Consider the following 19106-nt stretch of genomic DNA (forward strand, 5'->3'; position numbering starts at 1 on the left):
GGCTTTGGGTATGCAGTAACAGCTAAGCGTTTAAACACCGGGCCTAAGTTGTTGCCTTTACACAATACCTAACCATGAGTTTGAAAGGAAAAATAAGATGAAAAAGATAATCGTAATGCTCTCCCTGGGTGTGATGGTGGCTGGTGCTTCCTTCGCGCAGAATGCCCCTCAGAAAGAAAAGAAAAACCGCACAGAGTACCGTGCCGATAGAGAACATAAAAAGCATAACAGAAATCCGGAGGCCAGAGCGCAGAAGCAAACCGAGCGGATGGCTCAGAGACTGAACCTGAACAAGTCGCAGCAAAAAAAGCTGCAGGCCCTGAATGTGCAACATGCCAAAGATATGCAGGCCTTGCAGGCTAAATATAAAGATGCTGACCGTGCCAACAGCAACATGCGCGACGAGCGGAAAGCCCTGCACGCCAAGCGGGAGGCTGAGATGAAAAGCATTCTGAACAAAAAGCAGTATGCGCAATACGAGGCAGAGAAAAGCCAGATGCGTGCCCGCAGGCAGGAAAGAGGCCAGGAGCGTGGCAAAGATTTTAAAGGAAAAGAATCCAGAAGATCACAAAGCAGTTAATTTCCCATAGTCACAGAAAAGGGCAGGATTTCCTGCCCTTTTCTGTGACTATGCTTCAGTGGCGCTGAACTACTATCAGTCTCTGATGCTTCTGGCCATCGTCTTGTAATCTTCTTTCAGCAGCTTTACGTTGGCTTCTGTTGTCCAGCACAGAATTTTATAGAAGTGCGTTTTGGTCTCTACTGCTGTAATCAGCATATAAAAGTTGCCATCCTCATCTTTCCAGGTCAGCTCTACATCGGCAACAGCATTTCCGTTTACCGTTGCAGTAGATACCTTGCTCATCTTCCGCTTTTTGGCTTCCTTTTTATAATCAGTGGCGAAATCTGCCAAAAAATCCTCGGCATCTGTAAACTTGATTCCTTTGCTCTCTAACTCTTCCTTCGAGTCGTCTATCACCACCACGTACGCCTCTTTGGCGGTATTAAGGTATTGCAGCGAAGCGACATCGTTAAGCTCATAAGTCTTGAGCATGTAGTTGGGCACCTGCATCTGAAAGCAGTGGCCTCCTGTTTTTTCTAAAAACTTTGCTTGGGCATGTGCCACTGAGAATGTGGCAAGCATTAAAAGCAGCGTGAGTGCTTGTCTGGTAGTCATAAGGCTTTTCTATATTGGCAAAGGCGAATATAGTATATAATCTAGAAAAAACTGCTGGCTCAGCCTCCTAGTTTGTTCTCCGGATCGTCGGGAATGTTGGGGAAGTTCTTCTGGAAAAACTGGCAGAAGTGTGTCAGTGGGCACTCCTCGCATTTAGGGCGACGGGCTACACAGATGTAGCGGCCATGCAGAATGAGCCAGTGATGCGCTTTTGCAATCAGGTCCTGTGGCAGGTGAGCGATTAGCTGCTTCTCTGCCTCCAGCGGGGTCTTCGCCTCTTTCGTAACCAGGCCAAGGCGCTTGCTTACCCTGAACACGTGCGTATCTACGGCCATGGCGGGCTGGTTCCAGATAACTGATACGATTACGTTGGCGGTTTTGCGGCCTACGCCCGGCAGCTTTACCAGGTCCTGCACGGTGCTTGGTATTTCCGAGTTAAACTGCTCCACCAGCATTTTGCCTAAGCCGGCCAGGTGCTTGGCTTTGTTGTTGGGGTAAGAGATGCTTTTGATGTAGGGCAGTATGTCGTCGGGTGTGGCGGTGGCCAGGTGCACAGGTGTGGGGTAGGCCTCAAAAAGGGCAGGCGTTACCATGTTCACGCGCTTGTCGGTGCACTGCGCGCTAAGCACTACGGCCACCATAAGCTCATAAGGGCTGGTATAGGCCAGCTCCGTTTGCGGTTCCGGAAAATTCTGCGTGAAATACCCGATCAGGTGCCTGAAGCGTTCCTTTTTCTGCATAAAAAAAGTTTACAGTCGTTAAGACTGCAAACTTAAGCTTTTTGAGTAATTCAGGATGTTGTTAACAGCTCTTTCGGGAGCGATTTTGATGGAACCAGTTAGCAGGTGGTGAACCATTAACAGATCTGAGCAGCTCTCAGCCAACTCACTGTCTTGCATTAAGGCCAATTCCAGTTGTTCACAGGCATCTTCTGCCAATTCATTATAAACGTACTGTATTAGCTCATTCTGAGTAGAGGTTTTTATCATAAGTGATACTTTGGTTTAGCATCTTCTTCCTCAGGTTTATAAGCGCATAGCGCATACGGCCTAAGGCAGTGTTGATGCTCACCCCGGTAGCTTCAGCAATCTCCTGAAAGCTCATGTCCGCATAATGCCGCATCATGAGCACTTCGCGCTGCGCCTGTGGCAGCGTCTGGATTAGCTCGCGCAGACGGGTATGGGTGTCCTCCTTTATCTGCAGCGACTCCGCGGAGTCTTCGGCAAACGACAGGTTATTGAACACATTGCTCCCGTCTTCCAGGGTGATCATCGGGCTCCGTTTCTCTTTCCGGAAATGGTCGATTGCCAGGTTGTGGGCAATACGGCATATCCAGGACGAGAACTTGCCTTCTTCGTTGTACCGGCCGCTCTTCATGGTGTGGATAGCTTTTATAAAAGTATCCTGCAGAAGGTCTTCGGCGGTGTACGAATCTTTAACGATCAGATAAATCGTAGTATATACTTTGTTTTTGTGTCTGTTTACTAACTGTTCAAACGCATTTTCTGTACCTGCGATATAAAGCGTAACCAATGCGGAATCGCTAAGCTGGGTAGTTATATTCATCGTAAAAGCTACATTATGTTTAACGTAGAGCTTTATATCATATTGTGAGCGTTTGAATTATAAACAAAACTTTTTAGAAGGGTAAATCAAATATAGGTAAAGGTTTTAGCTTGTGCAAATGTTGCCCGGGCTTCAGAAAAAAAATAAATCGCCAGGGCGGTACCAATCGGGTCTGCTAAGCGTTACGGGCAATCTGTGCCGCATGCTTATACGGAGATATATAAATATGCGGCTATATAGATTTTTATTTTTTACGACCCCTTTTTCGCGCATGCCCTGCAGCTGCTCCTTTTTAAAATCTCACACAATAATCTTACCAATGAGCTGCTGAAAAACTAATGATTGTAAGCTTTTTGTTGGGCGCTGCTCCCCGTTGCTAAGATTGGTAAGGCCGCCACTACTGCTGCTGCACAACTTCGGGAGCAATTTATTTAAGAGAGGCTTTAAGCAGCGCCTTCCTCTCCGGGGCGGCAGCTTTGCAGCACTTCAAAAACGGGGCCTCAGTTATCGAAACACAGGACTGCCTGTAAATGTATAGATCCTTCGCAAATCCGGGATGCCGGCTTGCGAAGGATCTGGTGGATAAATGGGGCAGAATCCTTACTTTCTGCTATAGCCTTTCAGGCGGTTAAGGATCAGCAACAACCTACGGTTGATTTCGCGTTCTTCTACAGGCTTGCATTGGGCCGTAATGTCGTGCGGCTTCTGCAGTTTCTGTTCCAGCGCTTTCAGGTGGTTCAGGTAGCACTCTACTGTTGTGCAGGATACATTGAGAAGAGCATCGTTGGTATGGTTGCTCTCCACTTTGTATTTTAGGTTTATGGCATATGCTATTTCAGAGTTTATCACCTTGGTAACGGCTTCATCTGTCGTAATTTCTTGCTGGTACACCCTTCTCTCAATGCTCTCCAACAAACTTCTGATGTCCAGTTGTGTCATGTAATGTTAGCTTTTAAGTTAATGATAAGACAATGTTTCTCTTCTCTGGCTTGTGGCGCCAAATGCAGGAAGCCGGTTCTGATGGTATGTCTGTTGTTGGATATGCCCTCCAATATGTTACAGGCAGAAGCAGAACTGGAAACAGTATCTGGCAGGGCCGAAGAAGCTAATTTCTGGCCAGGACCTTCTGGGTCCGTTATAATTTTTATACTTCTGTTAGGGAATGTGTGTTACAGAATTAAGCTGATTTAATGAAATATAATGTATTGATAATATTGAAGCGTAACGGTTCCGGTTTTGGTGGAAAATATAGTGTTGGCTCCTGATGTTTCTGGAAGCTGATTATAAAATCTGGACCAGAAACCGACCTCTGTTAGCTCAATTCGTTGCCATCTAAGGGGATATGCCTCCTGCCCTGGCCCCTAAAATAAATCTTTTAAAATGGGTAACCCCTGCATTACATGGCTTGATATTTCTTTTTTGTTATATATTACCCTAACGGAGTTTAGATACTAAAGTTAAAAATAATCTTGAAATAAACAAGCATATAATTCAGACTATTCCATTCCTGCTTATCAGGGAGAAGCTGTGTTTGGGTAGGACGCGCTGTGCTGGAACGGAGGCGGCAGATACTCTGCGGAGGCCTAATTAAAAAGGCACCGCTTCAGAAAGAAGCGGTGCCTTTTTATGGGTGCGGTTATGCCGGGGCGCTACGATGCGGCGGCTTCTTTTTTAGGAGCCTCGGCTGTTTTTTTATTTGACTGGCGTGGCCGGCTGTTGCCATAGCTGCCTTTGGCGATTTTACCTTTTCTCGATTTTTTATCTCCTTTTCCCATAAATAAAATTTGTTAATAGATGTTTAGTTAAACATGGTGTACTTGATTATTACGGGTTATGATGCCGGGCAGCTGAAAAAATTTGAGAGCTGCCATTGCTAAGATAGTAAATAGCAGGCAGAATATAAAGGAGTTAACCTAAAAAGGGCAGTTCGGCACAGGTTAAAAGCGTAGGAGCGTAGGAGCACCTGACCCAAATTATTTGAATGAGACAGGCCTTCCGGAAGCTTTTTCGGGGACACAAGACACAGGACTTTTTAGGAGTGAAGAGGTAAAATTTATGAGTTAAATTGCTTTCCATTGTTCATCTTCAAATTTCCAAATCTTCAAATTAAAAGATCAGCACATCGACCCAGTAGCACATTAACCCGATTATTCTAATTAAAAAGGCCCTCCGGAGGCTCCTGCGATTGCTGGTGGCCCGGGAGCACAGGCAGCGGCAAGGGCTTAGGCCACCAGCGTATTTCATTTCCGGTTCTTTTGCTTCAATTGGCAGGCAGCTGTAACCATGGCCTTCTAAATCAGGTTAAGTATTTGTACCTTTGCAAATTACTTAAATTTAAGAGCAGGGCTTGGGTTTTGGTTGCCGTTTGGCGGCTCAAAACAGGGCCCACTGGCTGTATGGCAAACAATTCTGAACAAAATATCGATACGCTCGACCCCCGGCATAACATTATTATTAAAGGGGCGCGGGTGCATAACCTCAAAGACCTGAGCGTGGCGCTGCCCCGCAATAAATTCATCGTGATCACGGGCCTCTCCGGCTCCGGCAAATCGTCGCTGGCGTTTGACACGCTTTATGCCGAAGGGCAGCGCATGTACGTAGAGAGCCTAAGTTCCTACGCCCGGCAGTTCCTGGGCCGGATGGACAAACCGGATGTGGATTACATCAAAGGCATCAGCCCGGCCATTGCGATAGAGCAGAAGGTGAGCATCAAAAACAACCGCTCCACCGTGGGCACCAACACCGAGATCTACGATTACCTGAAGCTGCTCTATGCCCGTATCGGCAAAACCTACTCGCCTGTGTCGGGAGAGGTGGTGCAGAAAGACACGGTAACAGATGTGGTCGATTATATTTTCTCGCTCGAGAACGAAGCCCGCGTCATGATCCTGGCACCGCTGCAACTTACGGTGGAGCGTCCACTGGCCAAAGAGCTGGACCTGCTGCTGCAAAAAGGTTATTCCCGCATCTACGCCAACGGCCAGGTTTATTTTATAGAGGAACTGCTCGAGAACACGCCCGAACTCGGCAACGAGGTGTATATCCTAATAGACAGGGCCGTTATCTACAAAGAAGACGAAGACCTGCAGTTCCGGATTGCTGACTCGGTGCAGACTGCCTTTTTCGAGGGGCACGGGGAGTGCCGTGTCATGTATGGCGACGCGGTGCGTGTGTTTTCCGACCGTTTTGAGCTCGACGGAATGTTGTTCGAGGAACCTTCCGTAAACTTCTTCAGCTTTAACAACCCCTACGGCGCCTGCCAGACCTGCGAAGGCTTTGGGAGCGTGCTGGGCATAGACCCCGACCTGGTTATTCCCGATAAAAGCCTGACCGTGTACGAAGGAGCCATTGCCCCCTGGCGCTCCGAGAAAATGAACGAGTGGCTGCAGCCTTTAATTAAAAACGGCATCCGCTTCGACTTCCCGATTCACCGACCCTACAACGAGTTGAGCCCGCAGGAGCAGGAACTGCTCTGGACCGGCAATAAATATTTCGAAGGCTTAAACGATTTCTTCAAGCATATACAGGCGCAGTCGCACAAGATCCAGTACCGCGTGATGCAGTCGCGCTACCGGGGCCGCACCACCTGCCCCGAGTGCCGTGGCTCGCGCCTGCGCAAAGACGCCAGCTATGTAAAAATAGACGGCAAAAGCATTACCGACCTGGTGCTGCTCCCGATCACGGAAGTGCTGGCTTTCTTCCAGAACATACAGCTCACCGAGCACGAGCGTAACATTGCCGAGCGGCTGGCCGTGGAGGTGACCAATCGCCTGGGCTACCTGGTGCGGGTGGGGCTGGGCTACCTCACGCTGAACCGTCTGTCTAATACACTGTCTGGTGGCGAGAGCCAGCGCATCAACCTGGCCACTTCGCTGGGCAGCGCCCTGGTGGGCTCTATGTATATTCTGGATGAGCCGAGCATCGGCCTGCATCCCAAAGATGCCGAGCAACTAATCGGTGTGCTGCGCTCGCTGCAGCAGATCGGCAATACCGTGATTGTGGTGGAGCACGAGGAGGAGATGATGAAAGCAGCCGACCAACTCATCGACATTGGCCCCGAGGCTGGTTCCGGTGGCGGAAACCTCATGTTCCAGGGCAGTTTTGAGGAGATGATCGCGACTTCCGAAACCTACACCGGCCAGTACCTGAGCGGCAGAATGGAGCTGGCAGTGCCGGCACAGAGGCGCAAGTGGCGCAACTACATCGAGATTGTGGGAGCCCGCGAGAACAACCTGAAAAACCTGACCGTGAAGTTTCCGCTGGAGGTGATGACGGTCGTGACAGGTGTGAGCGGCTCGGGCAAGTCTACGCTGGTGAAGAAGATACTCTACCCGGCCATGCAGAAGCTGCACGGTGCCACCTCCGAGGCAACCGGCAAGCACGACAAATTACAAGGCGACTATGCCAAAATTGAGCATGTGGAGTTTGTAGACCAGAACCCGATCGGCAAGTCTTCGCGCTCCAACCCGGTAACTTATGTGAAGGCCTACGATGCCATCCGCACGCTTTTCGCGGATCAGCCGCTGGCAAAGGCGCGGGGCTTCAAGCCATCTCATTTCTCCTTTAACATAGAAGGCGGCCGCTGCGAGGTGTGCCAGGGCGAGGGGCAGGTGAAGATCGAGATGCAGTTTATGGCCGATATCTACCTGACCTGCGACAGCTGCCACGGCCAACGCTTTAAGCAGGATGTGCTGGATATCAGGTTCAATGACAAGAATATATCGGAGGTGCTGGACATGACCATTGCCGATAGTCTGGAGTTTTTTGAGGGCCAGCAGAAAATTCTCGAGCGCCTGAAACCGCTCAACGATGTGGGCCTGGGCTATATCAGGCTGGGGCAGTCGAGCAATACTTTGTCTGGCGGCGAGGCGCAGCGCGTAAAGCTGGCTTCTTTCCTGACCAAGGGCGCCACGCAGCACACCAAAAACATCCTGTTCATTTTCGATGAGCCCAGCACCGGCCTGCACTTCCACGACATCAGCAAGCTGCTCACCTCCATGAACGCGCTTATCGAAAGCGGCAACACCGTCGTGATTATCGAGCACAACATGGACATCGTTAAATCGGCTGACTGGCTAATAGACTTAGGCCCGGAGGGAGGCCTGAACGGAGGCAACCTACTGTTTGAGGGAACACCCGAGGATATGGCGAAGCTGGAAGGAAACGATACAGCCCGCTTCCTGAAAGAAAAGCTTTAATTTGAATAATTGCTGAGTGTTAGTTGTTTAATGGGTGGTTTTGATACTAGGAGCTAATCTGCAAAGCACCATCTTATACATGACTGATTCATAGCCCATGTCGTGCTACGTGCATCGTAATACGTGATACTAATAATCTGATCTTGTGTCCATATCAACAGCAGCACCAGGAGCAGCAAAAGCCTCCAGAAGGCCTTTTTCATTAGAATAATTTATTACTAAAGCAAAAAGCAAACCCCGGCACCTATGGATTTCAGCCCCCCCGAACTCCGAACCGTTACCATGACACGGTACGTTACCCCCTTGCGCGAAGGTGGATCGCTGCCGGCGATTGTAGAGGCCGACGACGACTTTCTATATGTTGTGAAGTTCCGTGGAGCGGGACAGGGCGTAAAAGCGCTCATCGCCGAACTTATTGGCGGGGAAATTGCGCGGGCGCTTGGCCTGCGGGTGCCCGAAATCGTATTTATAGAAGTAGACACCGCCTTTGGCCGCACCGAGCCCGACGAGGAGATACAGGACCTGCTGCAGGCAAGCGGCGGGCTCAACCTGGCGCTGCACTACCTCTCCGGCGCCATCACCTTCGACTCGCTGGTGACCACGCTCGATGCCAGAACGGCTTCGCAGATTGTGTGGCTCGATTGCCTGATCACGAACGTAGACCGCACCCCCCGCAACACCAACATGCTTATCTGGCACAAAGAGCTGTGGCTGATCGACCATGGCGCCTCGTTCTACTTTCACCACTCCTGGCAGAACCTGGCGGAGCAGGGAAAGCGGCCCTTCGTGCTTATAAAAGACCACGTGCTGCTGCCCCAGGCCACCGAACTCGATACCGCAGACGCAGCGGCGCGTGCCATCCTGACACCAGAACGCATCCGCGCGATCGTGGACCTCATTCCCGACGAGTGGCTGACAGGCGATTCGCCGTTTGAGACAGTTGCCGAGCACCGCGAAGCCTATATTCACTTTTTAGAGACCAGAGTCGTCCATTCCGATATTTTTGTTAAAGCAGCCCAACATGCAAGAGAAACACTTATTTGAGTACGCCGTGATCCGGGTGGTGCCCTGCGTGGAGCGCGAGGAGTTTATGAATGTGGGCGTTATTTTATACTGCTCCTCCAAAGGCTTTCTGCAAACCAGGTACGAGCTGAACGAGGAGCGGCTCAGGGCTTTTGCTGCCGAGCTGGACATGCAGGAACTGCAGGAGCGGCTCCGCGCCTTTGAGCGCATTTGCAAGGGAGGCGCCGACGGAGGGACTATCGGGAAGCTGCCGATTGCTTCGCGTTTTCGCTGGCTCACCGCCACCCGCAGCACCGTGGTGCAAACATCGCCGGTGCACCCAGGCTTCTGCGTTGAGCCGGAGCAAACCCTGAACCGGCTGTTTTTGCAGCTGGTAAGGCAGGAAGCGCCTGCAATAAAAGGCGTGAAGGGTGCCTGAGGTGCGCAGGAATCCGCATTTAATCTCAGGCTTCTGCAGAACAAACAAATGAGCAAAAAATACTGTGTCTGCTGTCCTTTTACCAAAAGTTGCTCTCTGTGAAGTCTTGCCCAAATAAATTATTAAATTGCCAGTTCTGTAACAGATTTACAGAATCTTAGATCAATCATCATTCAACAAGCCATAAGTTATGAGAAAGAAAATAGTTGCAGGTAACTGGAAAATGAACAAAACCTACGAGGAGGCGCTTTCGCTGGTGTCGGAAATCGACAATATGCTGAAAGACGAAGTAAGCGGCGATGTGACCGTAATCGTGACGCCTCCCTTCCCGTTCCTGCACGCGGTGGGAAAACTCACGCAGGGCAACGACAGGCTGCACCTGGCGGCACAGAACGTAAGCGAGCACGAGAGTGGCGCCTATACCGGCGAGGTGTCGGCTGCCATGCTCAGGTCGGTAGGCGTGGAGTATGTGCTCGTGGGCCATAGTGAGCGCCGCCTGTACCACCACGAAGATGCCCAAACACTTTACAAGAAAATGAAAGCTGCGCTGGCGCAGGGCATTAAACCAATTTTCTGCTGTGGCGAGCCGCTGGAAGAGCGCGACGCCGACCGCCACTTTGAGTATGTGGGCCAGCAACTGAAAGACAGCATCTCGTATCTGAGCAACGAAGAGTTCGACCAGGTAGTAATCGCCTACGAACCGATCTGGGCCATAGGCACCGGCCGTACGGCCAGCAGCCAGCAGGCGCAGGAAATGCACGCCTACATCCGGGAACAGCTCTCACGCATGTTCGATGCGGAGGCGGCTTTTAACTGCACCATTCTGTACGGCGGCAGCGCCAACCCAGGCAATGCAAAAGACCTGTTCTCAAAAGAAGACGTAGATGGCGGCCTGATTGGCGGAGCTTCTCTTAAATCCAGAGACTTCACCGACATCGTTAAGTCTTTCTAATCAGAACTGACCCTGTTCCAGAAGCCCTGTCCATCAAAGGTCAGGGCTTTTTAAGTTCCAAAGATTTTGGCGAACTGACCTTACGCAGCAGCAGCAGCAGCAGCAGCAGCAAAGCCTCCGGAGGGCTGTTTTGATTCAAATAATTTGACTTGCCCAAACCCCGCAGCATGCGCAGCTCCTACGAGAGTTTGGCCTGGGTAAACTTTAACTTTTCCCTCAGACACTCACAGGAGCTGCGCACGCTGCGAGGTCATTGCTACAATTCTCCAAAAACTAGAGAGCACCAGTACCTGCATCAGTAGCTTGAGCCAAAAATTTTGAAGAACTCACGCCCACCCCTCATCAAATTCCCGAATCTTTGCACCTCCGAATGGGGAAATTAGCACATCAATCAAATTATTTGAATCAAAACGGCCCTCCTGAGCTTTTGCTGCTGCTTTGAGGTGGTGATCAGCCGCAAGGGCGGCTACCTGATTTTTGTGGCACTAGTATAATAATACCGAAAAACAGGTAGTTATTGCTGTTACTATGGCAGGATATAATTATATTTGGTTTGATTTTGCACACTAACATGCACAACCGCCTGACGGCTTTCAACTCAGTTTTCGTGTCGCATTACGTAGTACCTTTGCCTGCCCATGCAGTTTGGCGCAGAATAATAATATTTCCATGGATTTTGTAGAAGTAGACTTACGCGTAACACCCGATTTTGCTGATATGCTGATAGCTGAGTTGGGGGAATTAGGCTTTGATGCCTTTGTGGAAACAGAAAACGGTTTCTGCGCCTATATAGACGAAGACAAGTTTGAGCAGGGCCCCCTCGATACTTTGCTGACGCGCTATAAGAGGATGGTGCCAATAGAGTATAAGGTGCAGACAATAGCGCGCCAGAACTGGAACGAGGAGTGGGAACGCAACTTCGAGCCGCTTTTTATCGGCGGCAAAGTATCGGTAAGGGCATCCTTCCATGAAAAGCCGGAAACAGCGGAATACGATGTCGTGATCAACCCCAAAATGTCGTTCGGCACAGGCCACCACGAGACCACCACGCTCATGATCGAGAATCAGCTAAGCCTGAACCACACCGGCAAGCGGGTGCTCGACATGGGCTGCGGCACGGGCATACTGGCCATTGCCGCCGCTAAACTGGGCGCAACAAACATCGTGGCGGTAGACATTGAGGACTGGACCGTAGAAAATGCCCGCGAAAACGCATCCCTCAACCAAACTCCCATGGACGTGCGCCTGGGTGGTGCCGAGCAGCTGGAGGGCGAGAAGCCGTTTGATATAGTGTTGGCCAATATAAACCGAAATGTGCTGCTGGACGATATGCCGGCTTACAAAGCGGTGCTGGCACCGCAGGGGTGGCTGTTGCTCAGCGGTTTCTATACCGAAGACCTGCCCATGATCCGGGAAAAAGCTGCCAGCCTGGAACTCCAGTATCAATCTCACCGGGATAAAAACAACTGGGTATCCGCTATTTTCCAGTCCAGGTAATCCACTCCTCATGAAACAAACTTTACTTCCTTTCTTTTTATTTCTTTCTTTTTTTGCCTCGCCGGCACTGGCTCAAAACAAGCTGTCGGAAAACCCGGCTGAGTTTGTGGCGGATGCCAAGGCTCTGCTGCTAAACGGCAAAGGACCCAACGCCCAGGCCCTTGCCACCAACCTGGAAGCGCTTTGGAACAGCGGCAAACTAACGGCAAAGCAGCAGCAGGAGATCGCGAACATCGCGCAGCAGATGTACAAAAAGAAAATGCGCGTACGCCCACACTTCGAACAGTTCTTCGGCATGCTCACCGATGGCACCAGCAGGCACAACCTGCGCGGCAGCTCCCTCGATAACATGCTCGAGGTAGTTGCCAAAGCCGTCAGGCAGGAAGAGATGGGCAACCTGGAGCGCTTTCTGGCAACCAGCAGCCTTTACCTGGCTTCGGATTTACTTTTTCAGAACAAGTTTCAGAAGCTGCAGGCAACAGGTGGGCGTTTCAGTTTTGTATACGAAGGTGGCCCTGCAGCCAAGCTCGAAACACAGGAAACCAGCAGCAACGCCGAGTGGGACAATGTGTCCTGGGATGATGAAGTGGTGCAGGAAGAGAGCACAGACGACCCCTGGGGCACCGTGACCACTACTCCTGCCAATCCAGCACCAAGTAAAAAAGAGCAGGCACAGCTGGCTAAGAAATACTTTATTCCTGCGCAGCCTAAAGTAACAGGACCTGCCCTGAAACTCGAAAATGTGGATTTTACTTTTGTTACGGCACACGATTCTGCAGCTATTCGGCACACCAGCGGCCATGTGGTGCTGGCGCACCAGCTGTTTGCAGGCGAGGGCGGCTCTTTTGAGTGGCAGGTAAACGGCAGCCCGGCTTTAGTTATTTTCCGGCAATACAGCTTCAGTATTACGGCTCCGGCCTTTAAAGTGCCAGATGCCACCTTGAGCTACCCGGCCATGCTGCAGGAGAAGATAGACGGCGCCTTTGAGTTCAAGAGCATCAGGCGGAGCAGCAAAGGCCAGACCGGGTACCCCAAATTTATTTCCTTTACAGACAATGCCCGCCTCAAAAACCTGGGCCAGAACATGGGCTACAGGGGCGGATTCTCGCTTGCCGGAAACGTAATGGGAAGCAATTGCCTGGATGGAAAGTCATCGGAGATCGTGGTGTCGCACAATGGCGTGCGCAAGTTTCGGTCAGAGTCCAGAGGGTTTGTGATAAGCGATAGCCTGCTTACCTCGAACCGTGCTTCTGTAGAGATTTTTCAGGGCAAAGACCTGCTTACGCACCCCGCCATGCAGCTCGTTTACTCCAGGCCAGCCAATACCCTAACCCTGACCCGCGAAAAAGGAACGCATGCCAATACCCCCTTTCTGGACAACTATCACCAACTGGAAATACTGGCAGAGCGCCTGCGCTGGAACCTGGCCACAGCCGATATCGATTTTATTACCGTCAGCAACAAGATGCTGGTGCCGGTCAGGCTGGAGTCTGCTTCCTACTTTTCTAACAGCCAGTACCAGCAACTGGTGGGCGTGGCCACCTTTCACCCGCTAAAGCCCCTGATTGCCTATGCCACTAAAGCCAGGACCAGCGAGTTTAACGTTTCGGATGTGGCCAAGTACACCAGGATTCCGGAAGATGGTTTCAGAGATGCCGCTTCCAGGCTTTCGCAGTTAGGTTTCGTAGACTTCGATGCGCCTTCAGGGCATATGGTACTGAAGCAGAAAGCCTGGCATTATGTGGGCGCTTCGCAGCATAAGCACGATTATGACCACCTGGTTATAAAATCGCTTGTTCCGTCGGGCAAAAATGCCACCCTTAACCTGGAAACCAACAGGCTGGAGGTGCGTGGTGTCCGGAAAGTATTCTTTACCAGCGATACCACCAGCATCTATATCATCCCGGATAGCAGCAAGATCACCATCTTGTCGAACCGCGATATGGAGTTCAGCGGAGAAGTACATGCGAACCAGCTCGCTTTTAAAGGCACTGATTTCAAGTTTGATTACAACGAGTTCTCCATCGACCTGCAAAAGCTGCAGTTCATGACGTTGAACACGAAAGAGCCAAGTAAGAACAGCAAGTCTAAAAACATAAACCAGATCGTTCCTGGCAAGAATGGCAAGTTCTCAGGCAAAATATACATCAACAGGCCCGATAATAAGTCCGGCAAAGAGTACCTGTCTGATTACCCGAAGTTCGATGCCCTGTCCGGCGGGCAGCTTTCTTTTTCAAGCCCCGATATCCTGGGCGGCGCTTACGATACCACGGTTTATTTCGAGATGTTCCCTTTTAAGGTCGACAGCCTCAGCGACTCCAGGCGTGGGGTGGTAGGGTTTAAAGGGCGGTTCCACTCGGGTGGCATGATGCCTCCTTTCGAGACAAAAGTGGTGAAGATGCCAGACGGTACGATGGGGTTTCGCCATAAAGCGCCTGAAGCCGGTATTCCTGTTTTTGAAGGGAAAGGCGTTGTTCACGATTCTATTGTTATGAATGCAGGCGGGCTGCAGAGCAGCGGCAAGCTAAAATACCTGACTGCTACCTTAGAGGCTCCTTCCTTTACGTTCTACCAGGATTCTGTGCTTGCTCCGGCTGGTTCTGCCGTAACGATGGCCGAACCCAAAGCAGGCGGTGCCGACCTGCCTGGCGCCTCGCTGGCGGCCTACAGCATGCGCTGGTTGCCCAAAGCCGACACCATGTACCTGAACCCGCAGCAGCCCATGCAGCTATATAAGGAGCCATTTTCTTTCGATGGTATTGTGAGGCTGTCGCCGGGTGGCTTGTATGGTAGCGGCAAAGTAGATAATGAGACATCGCGGGTGGTTTCGGAGCGGTTCGTGTTTAACCAGCGCAGCTTTACCGCCAGAAACGGACAGCTTGTCCTGAAGTCTGACATAGCCGATAAACCGGCCTTAAATGCCCGGCAGGTGCATGTAAACTATGATCTGGCCAAGGGACAGGTCGATTTTGAGACGGTGCAGAAAGGAGTTGCCAGCCTGGAGTTCCCGAAGGCACAGTACAAAACATCGCTCAGCAGCGGCAGCTGGGATATTGCACAACGAAAGGTTAACCTGAAAGCCAATGCCGATGGCGCCAGCAACCTCTTTTATTCGCTGCACCCGGAGCAGGCCGGACTTCGGTTTATAGCCACCAGCGGCGAGTACGATCTCGAAGAAAATGCGCTGCTGGCCATTGGGGTGCCTCATGTTGCCGTAGCCGATTCTTACATTGTACCCGATAGCGGAAAAATAGAGATCACAGCCGGAGCGGTGATGAAGCCTATGCAGCATGCGGGTATCATGGCCGATTCCCTGCACCAGTTCCATAAGATGTACGCCGGCAATATCCGCATTCTGTCGCGTCATGCTTTTCAGGGCGATGCTTTGTATGCCTACCAAGGTGCAGAGGAGCCGTATGAGCTGCATTTCTCTGACTTTGCCTATGGTGCAGCTGCGGCAAACTCCAAAAAGAAAGTGCCGATGTATACTTCTGCAGTGGCTACCGTAGAGGAGGCTACTCCCTTTCCTGTTTTTCCGAGCATCTTGTACCGGGGCAAAGTGGGCATGAACTCGGCGCAGAAGTACCTGAATTTCGACGGCTTTCTGAGACTCAACTTTTCCGGCAACGAAGCAGGCACAGACTGGTTCCCCTTCAGGCGCGATTCGCTGAATCCGGAGAAAGTACTTATTCCGCTCCTCAACCCTAAAACAGCCGATGGCATACCGCTCCGCACCGGCCTGCACGTGGCGGCTGCTACCACCGATATTTACAGCACCTTTGTGTCCAGAAAGCAGGACCAGGAGGATCTGGATCTTTTTACCGTAGATGGCCTGCTATCTTTCAACAAAGACAAAAATGAGTTTGAAATCGGGGATCCCAACATTCAGCAGGATGGCTCGTTGTATGAAGGCAATCTGCTCCGTTACAACCCCGACTCAAATAAGCTGAGTTTTAAGGGCAAGCTCAACCTGCTTAAACCGACCAGGAACTTTGGAATAGAAGCTGCCGGAGCAGGCACCGCCAACATGGACAGCAGCCTTTACCTGTTAGACACTTTTATGGCTATTGACCTGGATATACCGGCTCAGGCGCTCTCGATAATGGCCAAGGGCCTGAAAGAAAATGTGGAAGGGCTGCCAGATGCTGTAAGTGCAGACGAACAGACACTGGCCCGGATAGGCGATTTTCTGAGCCAGCGCGATGCGGAGAAATATAAGGAGAAAAGCGTGGCTAAGTATGTTCCGCTTCCGTCACTTTCTTCTAAACTGGTCAGGAGCCTGTTGCTGAACAAGGTGAATCTGAAGTGGTCGGAGGAGAAGAAGGCCTGGTACAGTGTAGGCAAACTAAGCCTGGCAGGCATTCTGAAAGAGGATATTAATGCGCAGCTGGACGGCTACCTGGAGCTGCGGCAGGAGTACGGCCGGCCGGTAGTTACGCTGTATATGCAGGCTGATATGTATAACTGGTACTACTTCAGCTTTGTAGATAACGGCCTGATAGTAGACTCCTCAGACGATAAATTCAACAAGGTCATCCGTTCCAAATCGAAGGGCAGCCGCGAGCTGACGGCTGTTAACTATGGCTTTTTTGTAGCCCAACCCGAAGAGCGAACCGGTTTTGTCGGCTCCTTCAGAAAAAGCTACCTGAATGGCGAAGAGGACTTTAAGCTCTCCTCCACAGCCGGATTGTTTGATAATGCTGCCCCGGTAGGCCAGGATTACGACGAAGAAGAAGAGGGTGGCAGGAAAAGAAAGAAGCGAAATAAGAAAGAGGAGTCTGAGGAGGAGGATAATTGGTAACCATGCCTGAAACTGCTGACTAGCAATTGCCCTGTAGACAAGCGTGCCAGGGTAATTCTCAGTTGGCGAAGCATTAAGCGCCGGGGCAGCTGAAGAGGCCTAGATTCATTAATTATTTTTTGTAAGTTGAGGCGGAGCTTCCAAAATTTTAGAACCAGAAACTATAATCTTGGGTATAAAGTTTAAGTGAGGCCCCGAAATCGAAAAATTAAATTAAGAATTGGCTATATTTACGTCTTTTCATAATTAGTGAGCAGGCCTGAGCGCCTTTCGGTTATAAACTGGTTATGGCTGTTTCATAATTTTTTATTATTCATGAGTATACTACTGTTTTTTGTGCTGTTTGTGGCAGCTTACCTGATTGGTGCAATATGTACGGCTGTATGGCTGGGCAAAGCCTACTATGGTATTGATATACGCCAACATGGTAGCGGTAACTCAGGAGCCACCAATACCTTCCGGGTGCTAGGCAAAAAGCCAGGTGTGATTGTGATGTTAATCGATATCTTTAAGGGATGGGCAGCTGCTTCGCTGGCAAATTTTCTGATCTTGTTTAATGCCATAGAAGCAGATCAGCTGATAACGTTTAAACTGATACTGGGCGGTCTGGCGGTGCTTGGTCATATTTTTCCGGTATACGAACGGTTTAAAGGCGGTAAAGGCGTGGCAACTTTGTTGGGGATGATGCTGGCTGTGCAGCCGGAGGTGGCGCTGGTGTGTATTGTTATCTTTATGGTGGTGCTCTTTACTTCCAAGTATGTATCGCTCGGCTCCATGATTGCGGCTCTTGCTTTCCCGGTATTGTTGCTCTTGCCGCGCTTTAACCCCGAAAACCCGGTGCTGATCGTGTTTGGGTTTGTGCTGTTTGCCGTGGTGGTGCTCACGCACCGCAAAAATATCAACCGCTTATTACAGGGCGAGGAAAGCAAGACCACCATAAAGCTCGGCCGAAAGAGGTAAAGTAAACTCCGGTAGCCCGGCGGCAATCGCTCAATCAGCAATCTGCCAAGGAACATATTATATGCCACTCTTCTGACCGGGAGTGGCATTTTTCGTAAAACGATCTAAACAATTACCTACATCTCATGCTGAAGAACTATATCTCCGAGAACAAAGACAGGTTTATAAACGAACTGATGGAAATGCTCCGAATACCCTCCGTGAGCGCTGATCCTAAATTTAAGGCCGACGTTATCCGGACGGCTGAATTTGTAAAGCAGAAGCTGCAGGAAGCCGGGGCCGACAGCGTGGAGCTCTGCGAAACAGCCGGCTATCCTATTGTGTATGGCGAAAAAATGGTGGATCCTGCCCTGCCAACGGTGCTGGTGTATGGCCACTACGATGTGCAGCCCGCCGACCCCTACGAACTCTGGAACTCCCCGCCCTTTGAGCCGGTCATCAAAAATGAAAAAATCTACGCCCGTGGCGCCTGCGACGATAAAGGCCAGATGTACATGCACGTAAAGGCCTTTGAAACCATGATGAAGCATAATGCGCTGGCTTGCAATGTTAAGTTCATGATTGAGGGCGAGGAAGAAGTAGGCTCCGCCAACCTGGGCACTTTTGTGAAGAACAACCTGGACCGCCTCCAAGCTGATGTTATCCTGATCTCTGACACAGGCATGCTCGGCAACGACACGCCGTCGATCACCTCTGGCTTGCGCGGCATGAGCTATGTGGAGGTAGAGGTAACAGGCCCTAACCGCGACCTGCACTCCGGCAGTTATGGAGGGGCCGTCGCCAACCCGATCAACATTCTGTGCCAGATGATCGCCTCGCTGCACGATGAGAACAACCACATCACCATTCCGGGGTTCTATGACAATGTGGAGGAACTGACAGAAGAGGAGCGGGCAGAGATGGGGCGGGCACCCTTCGATCTGGAAAAATACAGGCAGGCGCTCGGCATTGCCGATGTGCATGGCGAAAAAGGGTATAGCACCCGGGAGCGTATTTCCATCAGGCCTACTTTAGATGTAAATGGCATTTGGGGAGGTTACACCGGCGAAGGCGCCAAGACAGTGATCGCCTCAAAAGCCTATGCCAAAATTTCGATGCGGCTGGTGCCACATCAAACATCCGAAGAAATTACGGAGAAGTTCAGAAAGCATTTTGAAAGTATAGCTCCTGCCAGCGTGCAGGTGGTAGTAAAGCCGCATCATGGCGGAGAGCCCGTTGTTACGCCAACTGATTCTGTTGCCTACCAGGCGGCTGCCAGAGCCTACGAAGAGGCGTTTGGCATAAAGCCCATTCCGGTGCGCAGCGGCGGGTCTATCCCGATTGTGGCCATGTTTAAAGCAGTGCTGGGTATCGATTCGGTGCTCATGGGCTTCGGCCTCGACTCCGACGCCATCCACTCGCCTAACGAGAGCTTCGGCCTTTTCAACTTCCTGAAAGGAATCGAGACCATTCCCTTATTCTATCAATATTATGCGGAGATGAGCCAGCATGCGTAATTTGGTTTAAGTTGGAAA

Annotated in this window: 14 protein-coding genes; 9 read left to right on the forward strand and 5 right to left on the reverse strand. The window is 50.8% G+C overall.

Annotated features, from left to right (window positions below; genetic code table 11):
- Positions 1-97 precede the first annotated feature (97 nt).
- Positions 98-580 carry a DUF4890 domain-containing protein gene (locus FJM74_RS20300; protein ID WP_187264471.1) on the forward strand — a complete coding sequence of 161 codons (483 nt, stop codon included), beginning with the start codon at positions 98-100 and terminating at the stop codon, positions 578-580.
- A 75-nt stretch (positions 581-655) separates the two neighbouring features.
- Here FJM74_RS20300 and FJM74_RS20305 read toward each other — a convergent pair whose 3' ends face one another.
- The 5 genes from FJM74_RS20305 to FJM74_RS20325 form a co-directional block, all read right to left on the reverse strand.
- On the reverse strand, positions 656-1177 hold the full coding sequence (locus FJM74_RS20305; protein ID WP_241739273.1) for a hypothetical protein: 522 nt from the start codon (positions 1175-1177) through the stop codon (positions 656-658).
- Positions 1178-1236: 59 nt separating this feature from the next.
- Entirely contained in the window at positions 1237-1917 is a 681-nt protein-coding gene (nth, locus tag FJM74_RS20310; protein WP_187264472.1) for an endonuclease III, read from the reverse strand.
- Between the two features lie 223 nt (positions 1918-2140).
- Positions 2141-2743 carry an RNA polymerase sigma factor gene (locus tag FJM74_RS20315; RefSeq protein ID WP_187264473.1) on the reverse strand — a complete coding sequence of 201 codons (603 nt, stop codon included), beginning with the start codon at positions 2741-2743 and terminating at the stop codon, positions 2141-2143.
- Positions 2744-3343: 600 nt separating this feature from the next.
- Positions 3344-3682: a hypothetical protein gene (locus FJM74_RS20320; RefSeq protein WP_187264474.1), complete on the reverse strand. Its 339-nt coding sequence runs from the start codon at positions 3680-3682 to the stop codon at positions 3344-3346.
- A gap of 710 nt (positions 3683-4392) precedes the next feature.
- The gene (locus FJM74_RS20325; RefSeq protein ID WP_187264475.1) at positions 4393-4518 is read right to left on the reverse strand and encodes a 30S ribosomal protein THX; all 126 of its coding nucleotides are present in this window, start codon (positions 4516-4518) and stop codon (positions 4393-4395) included.
- A gap of 621 nt (positions 4519-5139) precedes the next feature.
- On the opposite strand from FJM74_RS20325, the gene uvrA reads away from it, so the two are divergent.
- The 8 genes from uvrA to FJM74_RS20365 all read left to right on the forward strand — a co-directional run bounded on the left by uvrA (position 5140) and on the right by FJM74_RS20365 (position 19088).
- A complete protein-coding gene (gene uvrA / locus FJM74_RS20330) occupies positions 5140-7941 on the forward strand; it encodes an excinuclease ABC subunit UvrA (protein ID WP_187264476.1) in 2802 nt (933 codons plus the stop codon).
- Between the two features lie 246 nt (positions 7942-8187).
- The gene (locus FJM74_RS20335) at positions 8188-8985 is read left to right on the forward strand and encodes a HipA family kinase (RefSeq protein WP_187264477.1); all 798 of its coding nucleotides are present in this window, start codon (positions 8188-8190) and stop codon (positions 8983-8985) included.
- Complete coding sequence (locus FJM74_RS20340) at positions 8963-9382, forward strand: DUF3037 domain-containing protein (RefSeq protein WP_187264478.1); 420 nt, start codon at positions 8963-8965, stop codon at positions 9380-9382. The genes FJM74_RS20335 and FJM74_RS20340 overlap by 23 nt, the downstream gene beginning before the upstream one ends.
- A gap of 190 nt (positions 9383-9572) precedes the next feature.
- Positions 9573-10334, forward strand: coding sequence for a triose-phosphate isomerase (tpiA, locus tag FJM74_RS20345; RefSeq protein WP_187264479.1), 762 nt, complete (start codon positions 9573-9575; stop codon positions 10332-10334).
- Positions 10335-11003: 669 nt separating this feature from the next.
- Positions 11004-11831 carry a 50S ribosomal protein L11 methyltransferase gene (prmA, locus tag FJM74_RS20350; RefSeq protein ID WP_187264480.1) on the forward strand — a complete coding sequence of 276 codons (828 nt, stop codon included), beginning with the start codon at positions 11004-11006 and terminating at the stop codon, positions 11829-11831.
- A 10-nt stretch (positions 11832-11841) separates the two neighbouring features.
- On the forward strand, positions 11842-16632 hold the full coding sequence (locus FJM74_RS20355; protein WP_187264481.1) for a hypothetical protein: 4791 nt from the start codon (positions 11842-11844) through the stop codon (positions 16630-16632).
- A gap of 315 nt (positions 16633-16947) precedes the next feature.
- Positions 16948-17592, forward strand: a complete 645-nt coding sequence (gene plsY, locus FJM74_RS20360) for a glycerol-3-phosphate 1-O-acyltransferase PlsY (RefSeq protein WP_187264482.1) — start codon at positions 16948-16950, stop codon at positions 17590-17592.
- 125 nt (positions 17593-17717) lie between these two features.
- Positions 17718-19088: a dipeptidase gene (locus FJM74_RS20365; protein ID WP_187264483.1), complete on the forward strand. Its 1371-nt coding sequence runs from the start codon at positions 17718-17720 to the stop codon at positions 19086-19088.
- Positions 19089-19106 lie beyond the last annotated feature (18 nt).

The sequence above is a fragment of the Pontibacter beigongshangensis genome (assembly GCF_014332515.1).
Lineage (GTDB): Bacteria > Bacteroidota > Bacteroidia > Cytophagales > Hymenobacteraceae > Pontibacter > Pontibacter beigongshangensis.

Bases quoted from the DNA above. Each gene is read 5' to 3' on its own strand.
- FJM74_RS20300 (WP_187264471.1), top strand. From the start codon at position 98: ATGAAAAAGATAATCGTAATGCTCTCCCTGGGTGTGATGGTGGCTGGT.
- FJM74_RS20305 (WP_241739273.1), bottom strand. From the start codon at position 1,177: ATGACTACCAGACAAGCACTCACGCTGCTTTTAATGCTTGCCACATTC.
- nth (WP_187264472.1), bottom strand. From the start codon at position 1,917: ATGCAGAAAAAGGAACGCTTCAGGCACCTGATCGGGTATTTCACGCAG.
- FJM74_RS20315 (WP_187264473.1), bottom strand. From the start codon at position 2,743: ATGAATATAACTACCCAGCTTAGCGATTCCGCATTGGTTACGCTTTAT.
- FJM74_RS20320 (WP_187264474.1), bottom strand. From the start codon at position 3,682: ATGACACAACTGGACATCAGAAGTTTGTTGGAGAGCATTGAGAGAAGG.
- FJM74_RS20325 (WP_187264475.1), bottom strand. From the start codon at position 4,518: ATGGGAAAAGGAGATAAAAAATCGAGAAAAGGTAAAATCGCCAAAGGC.
- uvrA (WP_187264476.1), top strand. From the start codon at position 5,140: ATGGCAAACAATTCTGAACAAAATATCGATACGCTCGACCCCCGGCAT.
- FJM74_RS20335 (WP_187264477.1), top strand. From the start codon at position 8,188: ATGGATTTCAGCCCCCCCGAACTCCGAACCGTTACCATGACACGGTAC.
- FJM74_RS20340 (WP_187264478.1), top strand. From the start codon at position 8,963: ATGCAAGAGAAACACTTATTTGAGTACGCCGTGATCCGGGTGGTGCCC.
- tpiA (WP_187264479.1), top strand. From the start codon at position 9,573: ATGAGAAAGAAAATAGTTGCAGGTAACTGGAAAATGAACAAAACCTAC.
- prmA (WP_187264480.1), top strand. From the start codon at position 11,004: ATGGATTTTGTAGAAGTAGACTTACGCGTAACACCCGATTTTGCTGAT.
- FJM74_RS20355 (WP_187264481.1), top strand. From the start codon at position 11,842: ATGAAACAAACTTTACTTCCTTTCTTTTTATTTCTTTCTTTTTTTGCC.
- plsY (WP_187264482.1), top strand. From the start codon at position 16,948: ATGAGTATACTACTGTTTTTTGTGCTGTTTGTGGCAGCTTACCTGATT.
- FJM74_RS20365 (WP_187264483.1), top strand. From the start codon at position 17,718: ATGCTGAAGAACTATATCTCCGAGAACAAAGACAGGTTTATAAACGAA.